Source organism: Sphingomonas lutea (genome assembly GCF_014396785.1).
Lineage (GTDB): Bacteria > Pseudomonadota > Alphaproteobacteria > Sphingomonadales > Sphingomonadaceae > Sphingomicrobium > Sphingomicrobium luteum.
Genome location: NZ_CP060718.1, coordinates 2307685 through 2329672 on the forward strand (window position 1 = coordinate 2307685; position 21988 = coordinate 2329672).

Annotated in this window: 18 protein-coding genes; 1 reads left to right on the forward strand and 17 read right to left on the reverse strand. The window is 66.8% G+C overall.

All coding sequences use genetic code 11. The features are described from left to right. Window positions 1-45: 45 nt before the first annotated feature. The 5 genes from H9L13_RS12000 to H9L13_RS12020 all read right to left on the reverse strand — a co-directional run bounded on the left by H9L13_RS12000 (window position 46) and on the right by H9L13_RS12020 (window position 6990). Window positions 46-2706: an SGNH/GDSL hydrolase family protein gene (locus H9L13_RS12000; RefSeq protein WP_187537901.1), complete on the reverse strand. Its 2661-nt coding sequence runs from the start codon at window positions 2704-2706 to the stop codon at window positions 46-48. Window positions 2707-2786: 80 nt separating this feature from the next. Next, window positions 2787-3986 carry a deoxyguanosinetriphosphate triphosphohydrolase gene (locus H9L13_RS12005; RefSeq protein ID WP_408022114.1) on the reverse strand — a complete coding sequence of 400 codons (1200 nt, stop codon included), beginning with the start codon at window positions 3984-3986 and terminating at the stop codon, window positions 2787-2789. Then, on the reverse strand, window positions 3941-5143 hold the full coding sequence (locus tag H9L13_RS12010) for a tetratricopeptide repeat protein (RefSeq protein ID WP_187537902.1): 1203 nt from the start codon (window positions 5141-5143) through the stop codon (window positions 3941-3943). The genes H9L13_RS12005 and H9L13_RS12010 overlap by 46 nt, the downstream gene beginning before the upstream one ends. 128 nt (window positions 5144-5271) lie before the next feature. Continuing rightward, window positions 5272-6624: a cell division protein FtsZ gene (gene ftsZ, locus H9L13_RS12015; RefSeq protein ID WP_187537903.1), complete on the reverse strand. Its 1353-nt coding sequence runs from the start codon at window positions 6622-6624 to the stop codon at window positions 5272-5274. A 156-nt stretch (window positions 6625-6780) separates the two neighbouring features. Then, the gene (locus H9L13_RS12020) at window positions 6781-6990 is read right to left on the reverse strand and encodes a hypothetical protein (protein ID WP_187537904.1); all 210 of its coding nucleotides are present in this window, start codon (window positions 6988-6990) and stop codon (window positions 6781-6783) included. A gap of 222 nt (window positions 6991-7212) precedes the next feature. Between H9L13_RS12020 and H9L13_RS12025 the strand changes: the two genes are divergently transcribed. Beyond that, window positions 7213-7524 carry a hypothetical protein gene (locus H9L13_RS12025; RefSeq protein ID WP_187537905.1) on the forward strand — a complete coding sequence of 104 codons (312 nt, stop codon included), beginning with the start codon at window positions 7213-7215 and terminating at the stop codon, window positions 7522-7524. A 16-nt stretch (window positions 7525-7540) separates the two neighbouring features. Here H9L13_RS12025 and H9L13_RS12030 read toward each other — a convergent pair whose 3' ends face one another. The 12 genes from H9L13_RS12030 to H9L13_RS12085 all read right to left on the reverse strand — a co-directional run bounded on the left by H9L13_RS12030 (window position 7541) and on the right by H9L13_RS12085 (window position 21985). Further along, window positions 7541-8764, reverse strand: a complete 1224-nt coding sequence (locus H9L13_RS12030; protein WP_187537906.1) for an MFS transporter — start codon at window positions 8762-8764, stop codon at window positions 7541-7543. A gap of 46 nt (window positions 8765-8810) precedes the next feature. Further along, complete coding sequence (gene ftsA, locus H9L13_RS12035) at window positions 8811-10064, reverse strand: cell division protein FtsA (RefSeq protein ID WP_187537907.1); 1254 nt, start codon at window positions 10062-10064, stop codon at window positions 8811-8813. A 9-nt stretch (window positions 10065-10073) separates the two neighbouring features. After that, window positions 10074-10988 (reverse strand): cell division protein FtsQ/DivIB, encoded by a 915-nt coding sequence (locus tag H9L13_RS12040; protein WP_187537908.1) that lies wholly within the window; start codon window positions 10986-10988, stop codon window positions 10074-10076. Next, the gene (locus tag H9L13_RS12045; protein ID WP_187537909.1) at window positions 10985-11932 is read right to left on the reverse strand and encodes a D-alanine--D-alanine ligase; all 948 of its coding nucleotides are present in this window, start codon (window positions 11930-11932) and stop codon (window positions 10985-10987) included. The genes H9L13_RS12040 and H9L13_RS12045 overlap by 4 nt, the downstream gene beginning before the upstream one ends. Continuing rightward, a complete protein-coding gene (gene murB / locus H9L13_RS12050) occupies window positions 11929-12807 on the reverse strand; it encodes a UDP-N-acetylmuramate dehydrogenase (protein WP_425326502.1) in 879 nt (292 codons plus the stop codon). Before murB ends, H9L13_RS12045 begins: the two co-directional genes overlap by 4 nt. A gap of 89 nt (window positions 12808-12896) precedes the next feature. After that, window positions 12897-14309, reverse strand: coding sequence for a UDP-N-acetylmuramate--L-alanine ligase (murC, locus tag H9L13_RS12055; protein WP_187537910.1), 1413 nt, complete (start codon window positions 14307-14309; stop codon window positions 12897-12899). After that, complete coding sequence (gene murG, locus H9L13_RS12060; RefSeq protein WP_187537911.1) at window positions 14306-15466, reverse strand: undecaprenyldiphospho-muramoylpentapeptide beta-N-acetylglucosaminyltransferase; 1161 nt, start codon at window positions 15464-15466, stop codon at window positions 14306-14308. The genes murC and murG overlap by 4 nt, the downstream gene beginning before the upstream one ends. Next, window positions 15463-16686 carry an FtsW/RodA/SpoVE family cell cycle protein gene (locus tag H9L13_RS12065; RefSeq protein ID WP_187537912.1) on the reverse strand — a complete coding sequence of 408 codons (1224 nt, stop codon included), beginning with the start codon at window positions 16684-16686 and terminating at the stop codon, window positions 15463-15465. The genes murG and H9L13_RS12065 overlap by 4 nt, the downstream gene beginning before the upstream one ends. Further along, a complete protein-coding gene (locus tag H9L13_RS12070; protein WP_187537913.1) occupies window positions 16683-18044 on the reverse strand; it encodes a Mur ligase family protein in 1362 nt (453 codons plus the stop codon). Before H9L13_RS12070 ends, H9L13_RS12065 begins: the two co-directional genes overlap by 4 nt. Continuing rightward, entirely contained in the window at window positions 18041-19111 is a 1071-nt protein-coding gene (gene mraY, locus H9L13_RS12075; RefSeq protein WP_187537914.1) for a phospho-N-acetylmuramoyl-pentapeptide-transferase, read from the reverse strand. Before mraY ends, H9L13_RS12070 begins: the two co-directional genes overlap by 4 nt. Then, on the reverse strand, window positions 19099-20484 hold the full coding sequence (locus H9L13_RS12080) for a UDP-N-acetylmuramoyl-tripeptide--D-alanyl-D-alanine ligase (RefSeq protein ID WP_187537915.1): 1386 nt from the start codon (window positions 20482-20484) through the stop codon (window positions 19099-19101). The genes mraY and H9L13_RS12080 overlap by 13 nt, the downstream gene beginning before the upstream one ends. An 85-nt stretch (window positions 20485-20569) precedes the next feature. Then, the gene (locus H9L13_RS12085; RefSeq protein WP_187537916.1) at window positions 20570-21985 is read right to left on the reverse strand and encodes a UDP-N-acetylmuramoyl-L-alanyl-D-glutamate--2,6-diaminopimelate ligase; all 1416 of its coding nucleotides are present in this window, start codon (window positions 21983-21985) and stop codon (window positions 20570-20572) included. Window positions 21986-21988 lie beyond the last annotated feature (3 nt).

Sequence of the window (21988 nt, forward strand, 5' to 3'; positions counted from 1 at the left end):
TCTAGCGCGTGGCTCACCGCGCGTCACCCGTGCGTGCGCTGGCGATCAGGCCAGTGCGGTCGCGTCGTAATGCTCGCCCAGCATACCCAGCCCGAAGCCGGCATGCATCGGCACGATTGCGGAAGCGGTGGCCCACGCTTCGGCAACCGCCGCCGGAATCGTCGGCACGGCACCGTCGGCGCGCGCGGGCAGAGCGTCGAGCAGCGCCTCCACGGTGCCCGGGCCGGGACCGTTCGACAGCGCATCGAGGAGCACCCGCCCGACCTCGGCGATGTTCTGCACCATCCGCCCCTCCATGCCCGCGTCCGCGAAAATCCCGGCGGGGATGGCAATCGACGGCGCAAGTTGCATCGCTGCGGCGGGCGCGGCCGCCGACAACGCTGTCCCAGCGTCGAGCGGCTCTGCGGAACGGCCGGCGTCCGATACCTGCGGCCGGCTCACGGCACTCGTCAACGCTGCGCCGGCTGAGAGGGGCAGCGTTTGTGTGGAACTTGCCAGCGGCGGCATCTGGGCATCGCTCGCCGAAGCCAGCGTCGTGTCGGCGATCATGACGGTTGTCGCGCTTGTTGCGCTCCTCGCTAATGTGACGGCGTCGGTGTCGGCGGCTTCTGGACCAGCGGGGAAGCCCGGACCGGAAAGGCCGCTGCCGGCGATCATGCCAGCGAGGGCGAACGTGCCGGCGGGGGAGGTTTCGGTAACCCGGCCAAGCGACGCAGTGCTCGTCGTGCCGCCCGACAAATAGCGAATCGCGACTGACCCCGTGCCGTTGATCGTCGCCACCGTGGCCCAGCCATTGCCGCCGCCATCGGCATCAACCTGGATCTTGCCTGTCGTCGTGACCCGGACGAAGCCGCCCGCGGCGACGTTGGTCCCCGCGCCGACCTTTACCAGCGCGCTGAGGTCGACCACGTCCCCGTTGACATAATCGAGGATTCGATCGACGCCGTCGCCTCCGAGCACGAAGCGGTCGTTGCCGCCGCCTCCGCGATAATCGTCGGCGCCGCCCTTGCCATCGAGTACGTTGGCGCCATTGTTCCCAATCAGCTGCTGCGCGAAATCGTTGCCGGTCAGGTTGATCGCGCCTTTGCCTTTGGCGTTGCCGGTCTGGAGGACCTCGATCGCGCTTCCGGCGGCAAGGGCGTAGCTGACGCTGGCGCTGACCGTATCGATGCCCGCCCAGCCGGCGCCTTCGATCACCAAGGCGGACGCGTTGTTGACGGCGTAAAGGTTGCCGCTGCTCACTGCCGCGCCATCGACCCGTACGGTCAGCGCATAGCTTCCGGTCAACCCGCCGACCGCCGCCGCCTGCAACGTATAAGTTCCGGCAGCGGTGACGTTGAACGTCAAGGTCGCGTCGAATCCGGCGCCGCTATCATCGTCAGCGGCGACCGAAGCGCCACTCGACGACAGCAGGTTGAGCCGCGGGTCGCCCAGGATCGGCCCCGTGGGAAGCGCGCTCAACCCAAGCTGCGCCAACAAATAAGGCGTCAGGCTGCTGACGCCGAGCATCTGGAACGTGTAGCTGCTGCCCGCCGCGGTCGCGATGACCAGGCCGTCGATTTCGCCCGCCGACGCGATCGTCGCGACGCTGCGGTAATCGACGTCGGCGGCCAGCAAGGGCATCGTTTCGACCCACGGCGCGCCGTTAAGCTGCGCATGCATGAATGAGCCCAGCAAGGCATTGGCCTGCGCGTTCGGGTGCAGGCCATCGAAGAACAAGAGGTTATCGTAGAGGAGCAGATTCTCACGCAGCTGCTCGCCCGGCGTCTCGCCCAGCTCGTCGGGCCGGATGCCGTTGAGCAAGGCGATCGTGTTAAGGTTGGCCGTGAGTGCGCCGGTGACCGCCTGCCCCGTCGTTTCGTCGACATAATCCATCAACGGCACGTAGCTGACGGTTGCGCCAAGCGCCTCGAGCCCCGGGATCACCTCGGTACGGATGAGGTGGTCGAGGTAGCGCGAATAATCGGTCGCCGCGGCGCTGCGAGTCGCTTCGCCCGCCTCAATGACCCCGTCGTTATTGAGGTCGGTATCGGGTCCGAACACATTGTCCTTGTTAAGGTCGTAGCGCTCGACCAGCCCGACATCGGCCATGCCGGTGATGAGGATGTGCTTCACCCCATCCATCGTCACCAGCTGGCTCAGCTCGTGCAGGAGGATGTCGGCGCGCGATTCGATCCGCGCATACGCGGCGGTCTTGGAAAAGATCGTGCCGGTGGTGGGCACGATGCTGCGGATGTCGTTGCCGCCGACGGTGACCATGTGCAGTGCATTGACGTCGGCGTCGCCGTCGACCGCATCGCGGAAAGCGTCGGTCTGCGTGTCGAGGTCGGACACGACTTCGCTGCCCTGTTTGATCTGCGCGCCGCCGTAAGCGAAGTTCAGGTTGTTGCCCGACGGGTCGCCTGCCCAGGGCGCGATTGGGATGTCGAGCCAAGGATCTTCATAGCCGTAAGGGAAGACCGGCGCGGTGACCGTGCCAATCTCCTTGTTCGCGAGCAAATCGGCAAAGGTGTAGCCATTGCTGAAGCGCCCTTGGAAATAGCCCCGGCTTGCGGATGGCGCGCCGTCCGGGAGATCGCTGAAGGTCAGGTCGCCATAGAATTCGGCGAGCTTAAGGGCGTTGCCCGCATCGACCAGGCTGTCCCCGAAAACGAACACGCCACTATACGCCATCACGCCCTCCCCGCCGGAGAAAACGACTCGCATGGCTGCCCCCCGGCTGTCCGAGGCTCCTCCACAATCGATTGAAAAACAATAGCTTGTTTGGTTAATGCAAACGCGCGCCGTCAGAAGCGGTCGGCAGGAAGGCGGACCGGGCCCACGAGTTCCTCATGCCGGGCGATGGCAAAGCGATCTGTCATGCCGGCGATGAAGTCGCCGATCGTGCGCAGCTGGCCAACTCGGTCGCCAGCGCGCTGCCAGCTTGTCGGCAATAGCGACGGGTCCGCCCGATAGGCGGCGGCGAGATTGGCAATGACCCGCTCGGCTTCGACCCGCACGTCATCGAGCGCGGGCGAACCGTAGAGACGCTGGTAAAGAAAGCGTTTGAGCTCCGCCTCCTCGGCCGCGAGCGGTTCGGAAAAGCCCGCGAGGCTGCGTCCCGCGGCGCGGACATCGTCGATGGTCTCGACGCGGGCATCGGCCACGCGCTGGGCAGTTTCCGCGAGGACGTCGCCGACCATCGTGCCGATGAGGTCGCGAACCAAAGCGCGTTGCTTGCGGTCGACCGCGATTCCAGGGTGCCGCCGCTCGATCGCGCGCCAGTGCCGCGCGACGATCGGCACTTCGACCAGTTCGTCGAGCGCGAGGATGCCGGAGCGCAGGCCGTCGTCGATGTCGTGGTTGTCGTAGGCGATGTCATCGGAAATGGCGGCGACCTGCGCTTCGAGGCTGGGCCAGCTGCCGAGCATCAGGTCGAACGCAGTATCGGCTTCCGCCATCGCCCAGGTTGGATTGCGCACCGGGCCGTTGTGCTTGGCCAGGCCTTCGAGCGCTTCCCAGCTGAGGTTGAGCCCGTCGATGTCGGGATAAGGCGTTTCCAGCCGGGTGACGATGCGGATGGTGTGAGCGTTGTGGTCGAAGCCCCCGGCGTCGGCGAGCGCGGCGTCGAGCGCATCTTCGCCCCCATGGCCGAACGGCGGGTGGCCAAGGTCATGGGCGAGGCACAAAGCCTCGGTCAGGTCCTCGTTAAGGCCGAGCGCGCGGGCAATCGTCCGGCCGATCTGCGCGACTTCGATGCTGTGCGTCAGGCGGACCCGGAAATGGTCGCCGTCGGGGGCAATGAACACCTGCGTCTTGTGGCGCAAACGGCGGAAGGCGACCGAATGGATGATCCGGTCACGGTCGCGCTGGAAGATGTCGCGCGGTCCGCGCGGGGCGTCGTCATGTTCGGGGTGAAGGCGGCCGCGCGAATGCGCGGGGCGCGCGGCGAGGCGCGCGGTCAGCTGCCCAGCGGGACGATCGTGTCGGTTTCCGAATTGGTCCACCGGAAGGCGTTAACCGACTCGAGGCCTTCCGCGAAGGTCTCGGCATCGGCGCTGCTCTTGAACGGCCCGATCAGCAGGCGTGCGCGCTCGGGGCCCTTGGCAACATACGGCTTGATGCCGTCGAACATCTCGGCATTGCGCGACTTGATGCGCTGGAACTGGTCGGGCAGCGCATCGGGATTGGGACCGCTGGCCAGCTGAAGCCAGATTTTCTTTGGCTTTGCGGCGGCCTTTGGCGCCTGCGGCACTTGGCGCTGCGGAACGGTCGCCGAGGCCATTTGCGTCGCCGCGGGCGCAGACCAGCTTGGCGTCGGCCGAGCCGCGGGCGGCGGTGCGCGCAGTGTCTGCTCGATGCTCGCCATGCGATCACCGTCACTGACCGACGGCGGGGCGGAATAGGACGGGGACGGTGCGGCCGATGCGTAAGCCGTGCCGCCTGAATCCGGGAAGATGCCGAGGTTGACCGCGGCCGCCTTCTGCCCGGGCGCAAGCGCCGGAAGCCGTTGCAGGAACGGCGCGACCGAGGACCAGCTGCCGGGCATGGCGGCATCGATCGCCACCATTGCGCCCTTGCTGTCGCCCGACAGCGCAAGGACGAAAGCGCGAATGCGGCCGATCGCGGCATCGCCGCGTGCCGAAAGCGGCGCGAGGATCTGCAAGGCTTCAGCCTTGTTGCCGCTGATTGCGAGGCTCAGCGCCAGGCGGCGGCGCGCTTCGTCGGCGTCCGTGCCGCCCAACGCGGCCCGATATTCCGCCTGCGCCTGTGCCTGTTGGCCCATCAGGTCGTACGCCAATCCGCGGTCCGCACCGAAGGTCGCGAGCGGCGCGCCAAGCTGCTGGGCGCGGGCGAAATAGGGAAGCGCGGACGCAGGATCGCCCTGCGCGACGGCGACGGCACCCATCCCGGCCTGCGGCAGCGGACTGTTGGGGTTCACTTCGTCGGCGCGAGCGAAAAAGCCCGCCGCAGCATCATTGTCGCCGAGCACCAGCGCGGCGCGTCCCGCACCGATCAATGCACCGAAATCGCGCGGGTTCGAACCAAGCGTCCGCATGTAGCGCCCAAGCGCATCAGCAGGCGATTCGGCGTAAGGCGAATAAGCGGACTGGGCGTGGGCGGGCGCCGCCGCCGAAAGCGCAACGGCAACGGCGACGCTCATCACGACGGAGCCCGCGAATTTTGGCAATTTTCCCCGCATCGTCCCCCGATGCGACACAGAATCTTGCGCGAACATTTCTGCCTAGACCCTTTACGGCGAGCCGTGCCGGCAGAGGGATGGAAAGCGCCTTACTGGTTATTCTGCCGGTTGAGGAAGCGCGGGATATCGATCGGTTCGCGGCTGAACCCGGGTTCGCCTTCCTCAATCTGCGCCTTGGGGGCACCGCGCGCAATGTTCGACATCCGCTCGAACAACGTGCCGCCGCCGCCGGCCGCAGTCGGCTGATCAGTGGCGTCGTCGTCGTCGGGCGGCGCTATCGGCGGAGCGCCGACCGGCGTCGTCAGGATGTCGTCGTCGCCGAGCAGAAGCTCGTCGCCCTCCTCCTGCGCAGTCGTGTCGATGTCGTCTTCCTCGATGGGCTCGGGCGCAGTCGCGACCGGCTGCGCCGGCGCGGCGGTGCCCACGGCGCGCGCCGGGAAGGTGAACACCTTGCCCGGGGCGGGCTGCGCGCCAACTTCGGCCTCGATGCCCGTGGCAACGACCGACACGCGGATCTTGCCGCCCAAATCGTTGTTGAACGCCGAACCCCAGATGATGTTGGCGTCGGGATCGACCAGTTCCTTGATGTGGCTGGCGGCCTCGTCGACCTCCATCAGGCGCATGTCCTCGCCGCCGGTGATCGAGATGATGACGCCCTTGGCGCCCTTCATGCTGACGCCGTCGAGCAGCGGATTGGAAATGGCCTTTTCGGCAGCTTCGATGGCGCGGTTGTCGCCATCGGCCTCGCCGGTGCCCATCATCGCCTTGCCCATCTCGCTCATCACCGAACGGACGTCGGCGAAGTCGAGGTTGATGAGGCCTGGCATGACCATCAGGTCGGTAATCCCGCGCACGCCCTGCTGCAGGACCTCGTCCGCCATTTCGAACGCTTCCTTGAAGGTCGTTTCCGAATTGGCGAGGCGGAACAGGTTCTGGTTGGGAATGACGATCAACGTGTCGACATGCTGCTGCAGTTCGGAAATGCCCGAATCCGCCGAGCGGCCGCGGCGCGAGCCTTCGAACGCGAACGGCTTGGTCACCACGCCGACGGTCAGGATGCCCTTGTCACGCGCCGCCTTGGCGATGACTGGCGCAGCGCCGGTGCCGGTGCCGCCGCCCATGCCGGCGGCGATGAAGCACATGTGCGCGCCTTCGAGCGCAGCAGTGATCTCTTCGATGCTTTCTTCAGCAGCGGCGCGGCCGATTTCGGGCCGCGATCCAGCGCCAAGACCCTGGGTGATGCGCAGGCCGAGCTGAATGCGGCGATCGGCGAGCGAGGAATTGAGCGCCTGCGCGTCGGTGTTGGCGACCACGAAATCGACGCCCTGGACGTCGGCGCGCATCATGTTGGCGATGGCGTTGCCACCCGCCCCGCCGACGCCGATCACGCTGATCCGCGGGCGAAGCTCGTCGACCTCGGGCCGGATGAAATCGATGCTCATGGACTTTAATCCCCCTCAAGCCTGGCAACGCATTGAGCCGTCTTGATGAATCTTTGAATCATCGCGAGTCGCAAGCCAAGCGAAAAAGTTAACGCGCGCCAGAATTTTGGGGAAAAAGTGGCGTGAAAGACTCACTTTCCCAAGACGGGACAGCCGCTAAAGCCAGAAGGCGGCGGACGGTTCGTCCGCGGTCTCGACATCGATCGTCGCGACCAGGCGCTCGCCGTGCCAGACTTCGCGCCGGCCGGAGCTCGGAATCTCGCGCGCCACGGCGATCGCATCGCGATCGCAGGCGGCCCGGATCCATTCGACTTCGACCACGTGGCGAACGCGGTCGAGTCGGTAAATGCGATAGTCGCGCGTCACCCTGCCGGGCTAGCATGATGCGCCGCCGTAACGAACCTGCCGGAGCGTCGTCCGACCCCTTTCAAACGCAGTTCAGCGTAAGCTGCGAAAGGTGACGCCGCGTTAAGCTTAACGGGTCACCGCGCGCCGCCTGACAAATGCCTCACGATGCGGTATGATCGACGCAGCGACGACATGCCGCTCGGGTGGCGTTTCCCGGTTCACGAAAGGGGAGGCGTGACGATGAACCCGGATCCTGCTTTTGCACCTACCGAGTCCCGCGGCCCGTCCGCGCCGGACGCGACTTTGTTCAGCCAGGCCTGGGAAGGCCGGTCGGTCGACGATCTTCGTGCGATCATTGCCCATGGCCTGCACGACGAAGGCTATGCGGCGGCGGCGCGCGAGCTCGAGCGGCGCGCCAACCTTCTCGCGCACCAGGAAGAGGACGTGGCCGAGGCCGACCGGGCGCATCAGCGCGCCTTCGTCCGCCATCTCATTATCGGCTTTACGCTCGTCGCAATTGCGGGGATCGTGATCGGGCTGCTGATTCCCTGAAAAAGTCGCGGGACGGTCAGTCGATTTGCACCTGCTCGATGCGGGGCACGCCTACCATCCACCACAGCGCACCGACGGCGGCGACCGCCGCGGTTAGCAAGAAGGCAGAATCATAGCCAGATCGCTGCACGACCATCGCCGTGATGATCGGCCCAATGATTCCCGACACGTTGCCAATTGCATTCTGAACGCCGACCCACGTGCCGGCGGCGCGCGGCCCGGCAAACATCTGCGCAACGGCGTAGAGGTTGAGCGACAGCGCGGCGCTGGCCGCGCCCGCGAGGCAGAGCAGCAGCCCGATCATCAGTGCGCTGTGCGCATAAGCAAGGCCAAGGATGGCGCCTGCGGCGACGAGCTGACTGACGACCATCATCCCGCGTCGAATCGCCGCTTCCGAACGGCCCGACCGCGTCCACCAGTCCGAAAAATGGCCGTAGCCCAGCGCGCACGCGCCCTGGACCGCATAGCCCAGCGTCGCGAGGAAGGTCATTTCGGCGATGCTGAACCCGCGCGACTTGGTCAGGAACAGCGGCAGCCAGGCCAGCAGGAAATAGAAACAGTAGTTCCCCAGCGCATGGACGATCGACATCGACCACAAGGGCCATTTGGACAGCAGTTGCGCGACCGGCACCTTGGCGCCGCCGTCGAGATGCCCCTCGGTCGGTAGGGCGAGGACGGTCTGCCGCCACGGCACAAGCCACAGCAGGGTGACGATGCCAAAGACGATGAAGATCGCCTGCCAGCCGAGCGAGCCGAGGATCAGTCCTCCGGCCAAGGTCCCCAGTGCCGGACCAAGCGCAAGGCCAGCTGCGACCGTGGCATTGGCAATGCCGCGCCGTTCGGGCGGGACGTGCCGGGCGATCAGCTTCGAGCTTCCGGGAAAGGAGATGCTTTCACCGACGCCAAGCATGATGCGCAACACGAGGAGCGACGTGAAGCCGCCGGCAAAGCCCATCAGCAAGGTGCTGACCGCCCATAGAAGGATCCCGCCCGACATCAGGCGGTAGACGGAGAAACGGTCGCACAGCCAGCCGGCGAACAGCTGCACCGGCGCGTAAATCCAGAAGAAGGCCGAAAAGATCAGCCCATATTCTTCTTCGGACAGGCCGAGGTCGTCTTTCATGACCGGCGCGGCGATGCCGATCGCGCCGCGGTCGATGTAATTGAGGAACACCGCAGCGCCGAGCAGCAGGATCAGCGACGTGCTCGCGGTCCGCTTTGTGGATGCGATTGTCGCCATGCCTGTCCCCTTGCCCCGGCAGCGGCGTAACAGAATCGCGGCGGCGCTAGAACCCGCCCTTCATCGCGGTCATCAGCCGGCCAAACATGCCGGTGGATTTCTTGCGCTGCGTCGGGGGCATGCCGATGTCGCGAATGTCGCTGGTCCCGGAAGCGGCCAGGAGCGCGAGGCCGACAAGAGTCGAGAACGCCGGGCCGCTATGCGCGTCGGGCAGCCCGGCAATCTGCTTGGGCCGGCCAAGGCGAACGGCGCGGCCGAGCACGCCCTGCATGTAATCGGCGATGTTCTTGAGTTCGGCGCCGCCGCCGGTGAGGACGACCTGCCGCCCCACGGGCCCGGTGAAGCCCAATTCCTTGAGCGCGGCTTCGACCTGGTTGGTCAGCTCCTCGATGCGCTGGCGGATGACCATCATCAGCTGGGCGCGGGTGATCTTCATCGGCTCGGCACCCTGCTCTGCCCCGATCTGCGCGGCTTCGATCATCTCGTGATTGTCGCGCGGACTGGTCATGGCCGAGCCGTAGAAGCACTTCAGCCGCTCGGCGTCACGCCGCTGGACGGCGAAGGCGGTGGCGATGTCATTGGTGATGTCGCGCGCGCCGAGGTCGATCGAGCGCAGGCCGAGCAGCATCCCACCATAGTGAACCGACACGTTGGTGACGTCGGCGCCAAGCTCGACCAGCGCAACGCCCAGCTCACGCTCTTCGTCGCTGAGGCAGGCCAGCGCGGCGGCAATCGGCGAGGCAACGATGGCGCGCACGCCAAGGTGCGCCGAGCGGATCACGGTATCGATATTGCGCAGCGGCGCAGGATCGGCGGCGATGACGTGAATGTCGACGCCAAGGCGATTGGCGAAGAGCCCGATCGGCTGTTGTACGCCCTGCGCGCGATCGATGGTGTAGAGCGCCGGGTGGGCGTGGAGCACGACCTGGCCGGTGCGATCAATCGCAGCGCGGCCTGCGCTCAGCAATTCGTCGATGTCCGACTGCTCGACCGGGTGTCCGCCAAGCTCGACCTCGACATTGGCTAGATCACTCACCAGCCCGCCCGCGCCGTAGCTGGCCCAGACGTCCTCGACCGTCACGCCCGACATGCGCTCGGCCAGTTCGACCGCTTCGCGTACCGCGAATTCGCTGGCCGCCATGTCGGTGATGTAGCCGCGCTTGACCCCGCGGCTTTCGCGCTGACCGGTGCCGAGCACGGTCAGGCGTCCCTCCTCGCCCGGCGCGACGATCAGCGCGCTGACCTTCGACGAGCCAATGTCGAGCGCGGCAATCGGCTGTTGTTCGGAAGATGCGGCCACGGTGCCGGGTCAGCTTTGCTGCGGCGGCTGGTCGCCGGTGATGGTCTCGCCCGGTGCGCGCGGCAGGCGGACGATCATCTTGCCGGGGATGCGCAAGTCGAACCGGACGACGCCGCGACCGAGCAGCCCGTTCGAGCGGTCCAGCTTGGCGAATTTGCCGAGCGCGGCCCGCGCGGCCTGCTCGCCTTCGGGGAGCGCGATCGTCTCGCCCGATTGGAAGCTCAAATCCCAGCGGCGGCGTCCGACCCATGTTGCCGAGGCAAGCTGCGGCTGCAGCGTCGGAACGCTGGCCATCAGCCGGCCTAATTCCTTGCTTTGCGCATTCGCCCCCTGCCCGATCAGCAATGGCAGGTCGGGCATGTTCGAAATGGCGACCTTGTCGAGCACCACCCCTTCAGCGTCGACCAGGGTGAGCTGGCCGCTGTCCTGCCACAGCGCCGCAGGCTTGCGCTCGACGATGTCGATCACCAGCGTGTCGGGCAGGCGGCGGGACACGCGCGCGTCCTTGACCCAGCCGAAGCCGATCAGCCGCTCGCGGATCGCGGCGACGTCGACCAAGGGCTGCGGCGGCTTGCCCGCGCCGGCGGTTTCGGCGGCACGCGCCAGCTCATCGGTGACGACGCGGTCGACGATGCGGCGGTCCATCTTGTCGAGGCCGACGATCTGGTAGCCGCTGACGACGAAGCCGGCGCGGCCCAGCGCGGCGCCCGCCGACCGTTCCGCCTTGGCCGGGATATCGAGCGCGACCAGCACGACGAAGGCGATGGCCAGAAGGAAGCCGGTAAAGGCCAGGCCGGCGAGCTTGCTTGCCCGCGCCTCATTGACCGGCAGGTTCCTGGCGATTTTCTTGGAGACGGCGTTGCCCGACGATTTGCGCGGCTTGGCCCGCGCGCCGCCGCCGCGCCTGACGTGCGCCGCGCTCACGTACCGGCCGCCTCGTCGAGCGCTTCGATGATCAGGCGCTCGACCAATTCGCCGTAGCTGATGCCGCGATACTTGGCCTGCTCGGGCACCAGGCTGAGCGGGGTCATGCCGGGCTGGGTGTTGACTTCGAGCAGATAGAGCCCCGCTTCGCCCTGCTCTTCGTCCCAGCGGAAGTCGGATCGCGACGCGCCCTTGCAGCCGAGCAGGCGATGCGCCTCGGCGGCCATGTTCATCATCGCCCCGGCGATATCGTCTGGCACCTCCGCCGGGCAGACGTGCACGGTGCGGCCATCGGTATATTTGTGCTCATAATCGTAGAAGCCGCTGTCGATCTTGAGCTCTGTCACCGCGAGCGCCTCGCCGCCCATCACCGCCACGGTCAGCTCGCGGCCCTTGATGAACGGCTCGGCGAGCAGTTCGTCGAACTCATGCCACGGCCCCGGAACGTCACGGCCGATCGGGCTGCCGTGATTGCCGCCTTCGGTGACGATCGCGACGCCGACCGACGAGCCTTCGTTGACCGGCTTGAGCACGTACGGCCGCGGGATGGGATCGCGCTCGTAAAGCGTTTCGCTTAAGACCATCGTGCCCTTGGGCATGCGGATGCCGCGCGGCACCAGCACCATCTTGGTCAATTCCTTGTCGATGGCGATGACCGAGGTTTCGAGCCCGCTGTGCGTGTAGGGGATCTGCATCAGGTCGAGCATGCCCTGGACGGTGCCATCCTCGCCCGGCGTGCCGTGGAGGGCGTTGAACACGACGTCGGGGCGAATTCCGGCGAGCACCGCGGCGACATTGCGGTCCATGTCCACCTCGGTCACGTTCGACCAGCCGCGCTCGCGCAACGCCTCGGCAACGCCGCGGCCGCTGGTCAGCGAGACCTCGCGCTCCGACGACCAGCCGCCCATCAGGACGGCGACGTTGAGGTCGCGGTTCACGCTCACTGGACAACCCCCACGCGCTGAATCTCCCACTCCAAAGTGATGTTGGTTCGCGCCTGCACCCGGCGCCGGACTTCTTCGCCCAGCTCCTCAATGTCGGCGCTGGTCGCGCTACCGAGGTTGAGCAGGAAATTGCAATGCTTGTCCGACACTTGCGCATCGCCGAGCTTCATGCCGCGGCAGCCCGCCGCATCGATCAGCGCCCACGCCTTGTGGCCGTCCGGATTTTTGAACGTCGACCCGCCCGTGCGGCTGCGCAAAGGCTGGGATTCCTCACGCGCCTGGGCGATGCGGTCCATCTCCGCACCGATCACTTCGCGGTCGCCCGGCGTGCCGCGCAAGGTGGCGTCGAGGACCACCGCTCCCTCGGGCAATTCGCTGTGGCGGTAGGTGTAGCCGAGCCGCTCGGCCGGCCATTCCTCGACCTCGCCGGAGCGCAGCGCGATGCGCGCCGAGACGAGGATGTCGCTGACTTCGCGGCCATAAGCGCCGCCATTCATGCGCACGAAGCCGCCAACCGTGCCGGGAATGCCGCGCAGGAATTCGAGGCCGGCAATGCCCGCATCGCGCGCGGTCGAGGAAACGAGAATGCCGCTCGCCCCGCCGCCGCAGCGAAGCGTCGTCGCGTCGATCTGTTCGATCCGCGCGAACGGCTTGCCGAGACGGACGACCACGCCCGGAACGCCGCCATCGCGCACGATCATGTTCGACCCGAGGCCGAGCGCCATGACGGGAACGTCGGGGTCGAGGTCGCGAAGGAAGGATATGAGGTCGTCGGCATCGGCCGGTTCGAACAGCCAGTCGGCATTGCCGCCACTTTTGAACCATACGAGAGGGGCAAGGGGGGCGTGGGGCGTCAGTTTCCCACGCGCCTTGATTGAACCAAGTTCCGTTTGTGCCGAGCGAAGTCGAGGCACGTCCACACCTGGTCCCTCGACTTCGCTCGGGACGAACGGAGATGGGTGCGTCACTTCGCCGCCCTCGCCGCTTCCACGCCCTTGGGCAAAGCCGCGGCCCACTTCGTAATGTCGCCCGCGCCCATGCAGATGATCATGTCACCTTCGGCAGCGAAATCCCGCAATTCGCGGGATAGCGATTTCTGGTCGGCAATGGTGCGCGCCATGCGGTGGCCGCGGGCGCGGATGCCTTCGACCAGCGCGGCGGAATCGACGCCGTCAATCGGCTCCTCGCCCGCCGGATAGACCGGCGTTACGAACACCATGTCGGCATCGTTGAAGGCATTCTGAAAGTCTTCCATCAGCCCTTCGAGCCGGGTGTAGCGGTGCGGCTGCATGACCGCGATGACTCGGCCCGTCGCGCCCTCGCGCGCGGCGCCGAGCACCGCGCGGATTTCGGTCGGGTGATGCGCGTAATCGTCGATCACCACGGCGCCGTCCACTTCACCCACCTTGGTGAAGCGGCGCTTGACCCCTTCGAACTTCTCGAAGCCGCCGCGGATGGCATCGTCGGTAAGCCCAAGCTCGAGCGCGACGGCGATTGCGGCCAGCGCATTCTGCACATTGTGCCGGCCTGGGATGGGCACGAACACATTTTCGATCGTGCGGCGGGCGCCGTCCTTTTCCAGGATGACGACGTCAAGCCGCGTCCCGCCCGGCACCGGCGTCACATTGTCGGCGCGAACGTCGGCGAGTGCCGAAAAACCGTAGGTGACCACGCGCCGGTCGCGGATGCGCGACAGGATGTTCTGCACTTCGGGATGGTCGACGCACAGGACGGCGAGCCCGTAGAAGGGCACATTCTCGATGAACTCGACGAACGCGTCCTTGACCCGGTCGAAGCTGCCGTAATGTTCGAGATGCTCGGGATCGATGTTGGTGACGACCGCGATCGTCCCGTCGAGGCGCAGGAAGCTGCCGTCGCTCTCGTCCGCCTCGATCACCCACCAGTCGCTTTTGCCGAGCCGCGCGTTCGAGCCGTAGCGGTTGATGATCCCGCCGTTGATGACGGTCGGGTCGATCTTCCCACTGTCCAGCAACGCCGCGATCATCGATGTGGTCGTGGTCTTGCCGTGCGTGCCCGCAACCGCGACGGTCTTTTGCATGCGCATCAGCTCGGCCAGCATCTCCGCGCGCTTGACCCGCGGCAGGCGGCGTTCGGAGGCGGCGCCGATCTCCGGATTGTCGTCCTTGATCGCCGACGAACAGACCACCACTGCGGCATCGCCGAGATTGTCGGACGAATGGCCGATGGCGACGGGGATGCCCTGCTTGCGCAATTTTTCGACGACATAGCCTTCGGCGACGTCGGAGCCCTGCACCTTGTAGCCGAGCTGGTGCATGACCTCGGCGATCCCCGACATGCCGATCCCGCCGATGCCGACGAAGTGGATCGTGCCGATATCCGTTCCGAGCGCCTTCATGCCGGAAGCGCCTCGACGGGGCCGTCGCTGGTCACGCGCGGGGTCAGCGCAGGTCCGATCGCGATTGGCGCAAGCCCGCCTCCGACGCGCTCGACCAGATCGGCGAGGTCGCGCGCGGCGTGGGGGCGGCCGACCGACAGCGCCCGGCTCGCGGCGTTGGACAGTGCGACGGGATCAGCGGCCATGGCCTCGATCTGGCGCGCGAGAACGTCGGGCGTGAAGCCCGACTGCTGGATGGTGCGCGCGCCGCCGGCCGCGGTCATCTCGCGCGCATTGGCGGTCTGGTGGTCGTCGGTCGCCGCCGGATAGGGCACCAGGATCGCCGGGCGGCCCGCCGCGGTCAGTTCTGCGACCGTCGACGCGCCGGCGCGGGCGATGACAAGATGCGCATCGCCAAGCTTCTCGGGCAGGTCCTCGATGTAGGTCATCAGCTCGGCGGGGATGCCGAGCCGGGCGTACCGATCGCGCACCGCGTCGATGTCGTCGGGGCGGCATTGCTGGACGACCTGGAGGCGGCGGCGAAGCCACGGCTGCAGCTTGCCCAGCCCTTCGGGCACGACATCGGCGAAGATGCTCGCGCCCTGGCTGCCGCCGGTGACGAGGATCTTGAGCGGCGCAATCTCGTCGAACGGGGGATAGGGCAGCTCGCCCAGGCGCGAGACGATCTCACGCACCGGATTGCCGACCAGCACGATCTTCGCCTTGTACGAGGGCCGGTATCGTTCGACTTGGTCATAAGCCGTGGCGAGCGCCGCGGCATCCCCGGCAAGCAGGCGGTTGGTCCGCCCAGCGACCGCATTCTGTTCGTGCAGGATGGTCGGGATATTCATCGCGCTTGCGGCGAGCAGCGCCGGAAAGGCCGCATAGCCGCCGAAGCCGATCACCGCGTCGGGCGTATGTTCCTTGTAGATCCGCTTCGCCTCCCCCCGGCCGCGCATCACCGCGCGGGCGGTGCGCAGCCAGCCGAGCGGCCCGCCGCCGATCCGCCCCGCGGGCAGGATGTGCACGGGCACGTCCTTGAACAGGCCGGGAAAGCGCGCGCCGCGCTCATCGGTGATCAGCAGCACGCCGTGGCCGCGGCTCTTCAGCTCCGCGGCCAGCGCATGGGCCGGCACCATATGGCCGCCGGTGCCTCCCGCCGCCAAAACGAAATTCATGCGGCTAACGACTCCCCGCTCCATTTGACCACATAGGGCGAGCGCGTGAGATACGGGTTCCGGCGCGTGAAGGCGAGCAGCAAGCCCATCGAGATCGACAGCGCAAGCATCGAGCTGCCGCCATAGCTGATGAACGGCAGCGTCATCCCCTTCGACGGGGCGAGCTGGACGTTGACCAGCATGTTGATCAGCGCCTGAAGCCCGAACTGGATGGCGAGGCCCGCAGCGGCGAGGATCGCGAAGCTGTTGTCCTCGTCGAGCAGCTTGATCAGCACGCGCGCGACGATGCCGAGATAGAGCAAGGCGATGGCGAGGCAGGCGATCAGGCCGAACTCCTCCCCAATGACCGAAAAGATGTAGTCGGTATGCGGTTCGGGCAGCCCGAATTTGCGCGTGCCGCCGCCCGGCCCCATGCCGAACAGCCCGCCGGCGGTCAGCGTGCGCAGCGCGTTTTCGACCTGGAAATTATCGCCTTCGCCGAACAGGAAGCCATCGATCCGCGCGGTCGCCACGGGGTAGAAGAAGTACGCCAGGATGACCGCGACCACGGTCGCCGCGGCGAGCATGCCGAGCATCCGCATGCTGACCCCGGCGAGCGCGAGCATCGCGATCCACACGCAGCCGAAGATGATCGTCGATCCGAAGTCGGGCTGTTGCATCAAGAGGAAGGCGATCGCGCCCATGACGCCCGCCGAGATGGCGAAGACCGGCAGCGTCTTGTCGCTTTCGCGCAAGCTGAGAAGCCAGGCGAGCGCGACGACGAAGAAGGGCTTCAAGAATTCGGACGGCTGGAGCTGGCCGACGCCGATTTCGATCCAGCGCGTCGCGCCGTTCCGCTCGAACCCGATGACGGGCACGAAGATCATCAGCACGAAGAAGAAGGCGGCGCCGAACAGGGACGCACGGCGAAGGCGGTCCTTGGGCATCATCGAAATGCCGATCATCACCGGCACGCCGACCGCGATCCACGCCAGCTGGCGCCAGAAGTAATAGAGCTCGGAAAAGCGCACCGATCCGCCCGAATAGCGATGCCCGGCGGCGGGCGAAGCGGCAGCGACGGCGATCAGCCCGATGCCGATCAGGACGCTGATCAGCAGCAGCAGGACCTTGTCGATCTCCCAGAACCAGCGGCCCATCGGCGAAGTGTCGGAACGGCCGTAGCGATCGGGATCGATCAGCGCGGCCTTGGCCTTGATCTGGCCGGAGATGGACTTGATCATAATGCCCTCACCAAGTCGCGAAACTGATCGCCCCGATCCTCGAAGTCGCGGAACTGATCGAACGAAGCGCAGGCCGGCGACAGCAGAACGGTATCACCGGGCGCGGAATCGGTCGCGGCCTCGCGCACCGCATCGGCCAGTTTTCCACAGTTTTTCACAGGGATGTGCGGGCTCAGCAGCCGCTCAAACAGCTCGGCCGCCTCGCCGATCGTGTACGCCGAGCGGACATGGCCGAAATGCGGCGCGCACTCGTCGAGATTGTCGGTCTTCGCCTGCCCGCCGAGGATCCAGCGAATGCTCGGAAACGCCGCGAGCGCGGGGGCGGTCGCGGTCGGGTTGGTCGCCTTGCTGTCGTTGACGAAGAGGACGCCGTCGCGATCGCGGACGCGCTCCATGCGGTGGGGAAGGCCGGGGTAGGTACGAAGTCCCTCGTCAATCGTTCGATCATCAATCCCGAGCCATCCACACGCCTGACGAGCAGCGTCGGCGTTCTCCGCATTGTGGGGGCCCTGAAGCGAAACCCAGTTGCTTTGCTCATCGCCTACCAGATCGACAATGCCATTAAAGCCAGCTGTCTCTGGATTGATGAGCCCTGCCTCGAACGCCGGCCAGTTGATCACCGACTTGTGCTCGGATGACTGCATCAAAAGCAGGCGGTTCTTCGACGCAGCATAGGCTTCGAAGCTCTCATACCGGTCGAGATGATCCGGGGTGACGTTGAGCAGCACAGCCACATCGCAATCGAGGCTTTGCGTCAGGTCGATCTGGTAGCTCGATAATTCGAGCACATAGACACCGCCCTCGGGCAGCGGGTCCTGGGCGAGGATCGGCAGGCCGATGTTGCCGCCCATCGTCGTCGGCACGCCCGCAGTCTTGAGGATGTGGTGGACGAGTGCGGTGGTGGTCGACTTGCCATTGGTGCCGGTGATGCCGACGACCTTGTGCGGCGGCAGTTCGGGCCGGGCGCGGGCGAAGAGTTCGATGTCGCCGATGATCTCGACCCCCGCCTCGCGGGCGCGGGCGGCAATCGGGTGGCGGTTGAGGGGGAGGCCGGGGGTGACGACGAGACTGTCGAACTGCGCGAGGTCGGCGGTGTCGAGGTCGGCGATAACCAAATCCTCCCCGGCACGGGGAGGGGGACCATCCGCAGGATGGTGGAGGGGTTGCGCCGCCCCTCCGTCAGCCTGCGGCTGCCACCTCCCCGTCCCGGGGTGGAGCTTCGCGCGCGCCTCCGCACTTGCATCCCACGCCGTCACCCTTGCCCCGCTCGCCAGCAGCGCCTGCACCGTCGCAAGCCCCGACCGCGCGAGCCCGTAGACCGCATAATGCTTGCCCGCCCAGGCGCGCGCCGTGATCACCGCAGCTTGAGGGTGCTCAACCCCGCGAGCGCGAGCACGAAGGCGATGATCCAGAAGCGGATCACGACCGTCGGCTCGGACCAGCCCTTATGTTCGAAATGATGGTGGATCGGGGCCATCAGGAAGACGCGCTTGCCGGTGCGCTTGTAGACCGTGACCTGGACAACGACGCTCAGCGCTTCGACCACGAACAGGCCGCCGATGATCGCCAGAACGAATTCATGGTGCGTCGCCACCGCGACCGCGCCCAAGGCGCCGCCGAGCGCGAGGCTGCCGGTATCGCCCATGAAGACCGCCGCCGGCGGGGCGTTGAACCACAGGAAGGCGAGGCACGCGCCGACGATCGCCAGCAGCAGCACGGTCAAATCGCCGACGCCGAGGATGTGCGGGATGCCGAGATACTCGGCAAAACGCGCATTGCCGACAAGGTAGGAGATGAGGAGGAAGGCGAGCGCCGCGATCACCACCGGCATCGTCGCCAGTCCGTCGAGCCCGTCGGTCAAATTCACCGCATTGCCGAAGGCGACGATCACGAACGCGCCGAACACGATGTACAGCCAGCCAAGGTCGATCACCGGCCCCTGGATCAGCGGCAAATAGAGGTTGGTGTGCCCGTTGCCGACGATCAGCCACGTCGCCGCGCCGGCAATGAGGAATTCGAGCGCGAGTCGGACCTTGCCGGGAATGCCGGCATGGTGGCGCTTCTTGACCTTGTCGTAATCGTCGAGGAACCCGATCACCCCGAACCCGCCGGTGACCAGCAGGCACGCCCAGACGTAGGGGTTGGTGAGGTCCATCCACAGCAGCGTCGAGATCGACAGGCTGATGAGGATCAGCAGCCCGCCCATGGTCGGCGTGCCACGCTTGGCAAGGTGCGTTTGCGGTCCATCGGCGCGGATCGGCTGGCCCCGCCCTTGGCGCTCGCGCAGATAGGAAATGAACCACGGGCCGAGTAGAAGCCCGATCGCCAGCGCGGTCGCGCTCGCCGCGCCGGCGCGGAAGCTGATGTAGCGGATGAGGTTGAGCACGCCGGGAAAGCCCAGCTGCTCGGCAATCAGGTAGAGCATGGCGCGCCCTCTTTGACTGCCTCGACCAGCGCCGCAAGCCCGATCGAGTTGGACGCCTTGACCAGCACGGCATCGCCCGGTCGCAGAATCTGAGTCAGAAGACCCGTCGCTTCGCCGACGCTATCGACGAGATCGAACGAAACCTTGCCGACGATCGCCTCGGCGAGCGGGCGCATGTCGTCCGAAATCAGGATCAACCGGTCGACGTGGGCATCAAGAATTGCCGGCGCCAGGCCGGCGTGGAGCGCGTCGGCATGCGCGCCAAGCTCGCGCATCGGGCCAAGCACGGCGATGCGCCGCACCACCTCGCGCTCTTCACCGAAGCTCTTGAGAGTCGCGGCCATGGAGGCCGGGTTGGCGTTGTAGCTTTCGTCGATCAGCAGCGCTTCGCCATCGGCAAGCGCGACGCGGTGGCGCGCGCCGCGGCCCTTGAGCCCGCCCATGTCGGCCAGCGCGAGCCCGGCCACCGCGACATCCTCGCCCAGCGCCTCGACCGCAGCCAGCACCGCCAGCGCGTTCGACACCCAATGGTCGCCGCGCTGCGAAATGGTGAAGGTCAGCTCGCGCTCGAGCAGCGCAGCGCTGATCAGGCTGCCGCCTTCGGAACTGACGGCGTGCACGGCATGGACGTCGGCATCGCCGCTGCCGAAGGTGATGATGCGGTCGGCATGGCGCCGCGCGGCCTTGACCAGCCGGTCGCGGTGCGGGGTGCCGTTGGGGATGATCGCGATCCCGTCGGGCTCCAGCCCTTCGAAGATTTCGCCCTTGGCATCGGCGATCGCCTCTTCCGAGCCGAGGTTCTCGATATGCGCCGGGGCGATTGCGGTGACGAGCGCGAGGTGCGGGCGGACCTGGCGGGTCAGCGCGGCGATTTCACCGGCATTGTTCATGCCCATTTCGATCACCGCGAACGTCGGGTCGCGCGGCATCCGGGCAAGGCTGAGCGGCACGCCGGTATGGTTGTTGTAGCTTTTGACCGACCGGTGGACCTGGCCCGGGTGACCGCGGTCGAGCGCGGCGAAGAGCGCCTCCTTGGTGCTCGTCTTGCCGACCGATCCGGTCACGCCAAGCACCGTCGCCGACGTCCGCGCGCGCGCCGCGCGGCCGAGCGCTTCGAGCGCGGCGGCGACATCCTCGACCAGCACATGCGGCCGCTCGATCGGGCGCGACACGACAGCCGCCTCGGCGCCGCCGGCGAAGGCTTTGTCGAGGAAATCATGGCCGTCGTAGAGACTGCCCGGCATGGCAAGGAACAGGTCACCCGGCCCCGCCTCGCGACTGTCGAAAGTGACGCCGGTGACGTCGAACGCCTGCGACGCGCGCCCGCCGGTGGCGGCGGCGATCTCGTCGGAAGTCCAGAGGGGGGAGGTCATAAGCTTTCCCCCAACCCGTTTGTGTCGAGCGAAGTCGAGACACGTCCCTCGACTTCGCTCGGGAAAAACGGGTGATGGGTGAAGATCACGCCGCCACCTCTCGCGCCACCAGCGCGTCGTCGAACGGAAGCACGCGGTCGCCGATGATCTGGCCGGTTTCGTGCCCCTTGCCCGCGACGAGGACGATGTCGCCCGCCCGCGCCATCTTCACCGCTTCGGCAATGGCTTCGCGGCGTCCGTCGACTTCGGTCGCGCCGGGTGCGCCGGCCATGATGTCGGCGCGGATCCGCGCGGGGTCTTCGCTGCGCGGATTGTCGTCGGTGACGATGACCACGTCCGACAGACGCGTCGCGACCGCGCCCATCTCCGGCCGTTTGCCCTGGTCGCGGTCCCCGCCCGCACCGAACACGGTGATGAGCTTCCCTTCGACATGCGGGCGAAGCGCGGCAATCGCGGCTTCGAGCGCGTCGGGGGTGTGCGCATAATCGATGTAGACCGGCGCGCCCTGGCCGGTGATCACCGCGCGCTCCAGCCGCCCGCGCACCGGCGCGACGCGCTGCATCGCCGAAAAGGTCGACGGCCAGTCACCGCCGGTGGCGAGGACGAGCGCGGCCGCGGTCAAGACGTTCGATGCTTGGTAAGCCCCGATCAGCGGCAGCGCGAGCCGATGCGACTTGCCGCCATGATCGAGAATTAGCGTCTGCCCAAGCGGCGTCGGCGACTGCTCCACGAGGCGGATGACGTCGCCCGTGCGCCCGACGGTCATGACTTTGTGCCCGGCGCGCTGCGCCCGCGCGATCACCTCGTCGGATTTTGTATCGTCGGTCCAGATGATCGCGGGCGACCCGGGCGGCAGCACTTGCTCGAACAGCCGCATCTTGGCTTCGAAATAGGCATCCATCGTCTGGTGATAATCGAGGTGGTCGCGGCTGAAATTGGTGAACGCGGCGGCGGCAAGCGGCACACCTTCGCAGCGATGCTGGTCGAGGCCGTGGCTCGAAGCTTCATAGGCGACATGGCTGGTGCCCATGCGCTTGAGGCCCGCCATGTTGCTAAGGAAAGTGACGACGTCAGGGGTGGTCAGCCCGGTCTTCACCTGGTCATCCGACGTGGTCACGCCGAGCGTCCCGATCGAGGCCGAGCGGTGCCCCGTCATGCGCCAGACCTGGCGCGTCATTTCGACCGTCGATGTCTTGCCGTTGGTGCCGGTGACGGCGACGACCGTTTCCGGATACGGCCCGTAGAACTTCGCGGCGAGGTCGGCGAACAGCCGCCGCGGCTCGGCATCGGCGAGATGCGGCACGCGGGCAACCGTCGCGTCGGGCCGCGCCACTACCGCCACCGCGCCGCGCTCGACCGCCGCGGGAATATAATCCTCGCCATTCGCCACTTCGCCGCGGAAGGCGCCGAAAATGCTGCCCGGCGCGACCTTGCGGTGATCGAGCGCAAAGCCCGTCACCTTGGAATCGCTATCGACGCCCGCGAGGTCGGACAAGCGCATGGG

What these genes read in the sequence shown, in the direction of transcription:
- H9L13_RS12000 (WP_187537901.1), bottom strand. Translation starts at nt 2,706, where the DNA reads ATGCGAGTCGTTTTCTCCGGCGGGGAGGGCGTGATGGCGTATAGTGGC.
- H9L13_RS12080 (WP_187537915.1), bottom strand. Translation starts at nt 20,484, where the DNA reads ATGACCTCCCCCCTCTGGACTTCCGACGAGATCGCCGCCGCCACCGGC.
- mraY (WP_187537914.1), bottom strand. Translation starts at nt 19,111, where the DNA reads ATGCTCTACCTGATTGCCGAGCAGCTGGGCTTTCCCGGCGTGCTCAAC.
- H9L13_RS12010 (WP_187537902.1), bottom strand. Translation starts at nt 5,143, where the DNA reads ATGAGCGTCGCCGTTGCCGTTGCGCTTTCGGCGGCGGCGCCCGCCCAC.
- H9L13_RS12065 (WP_187537912.1), bottom strand. Translation starts at nt 16,686, where the DNA reads ATGATCAAGTCCATCTCCGGCCAGATCAAGGCCAAGGCCGCGCTGATC.
- ftsZ (WP_187537903.1), bottom strand. Translation starts at nt 6,624, where the DNA reads ATGAGCATCGATTTCATCCGGCCCGAGGTCGACGAGCTTCGCCCGCGG.
- murG (WP_187537911.1), bottom strand. Translation starts at nt 15,466, where the DNA reads ATGAATTTCGTTTTGGCGGCGGGAGGCACCGGCGGCCATATGGTGCCG.
- H9L13_RS12085 (WP_187537916.1), bottom strand. Translation starts at nt 21,985, where the DNA reads ATGCGCTTGTCCGACCTCGCGGGCGTCGATAGCGATTCCAAGGTGACG.
- H9L13_RS12025 (WP_187537905.1), top strand. Translation starts at nt 7,213, where the DNA reads ATGAACCCGGATCCTGCTTTTGCACCTACCGAGTCCCGCGGCCCGTCC.
- H9L13_RS12030 (WP_187537906.1), bottom strand. Translation starts at nt 8,764, where the DNA reads ATGGCGACAATCGCATCCACAAAGCGGACCGCGAGCACGTCGCTGATC.
- murC (WP_187537910.1), bottom strand. Translation starts at nt 14,309, where the DNA reads ATGAAGGCGCTCGGAACGGATATCGGCACGATCCACTTCGTCGGCATC.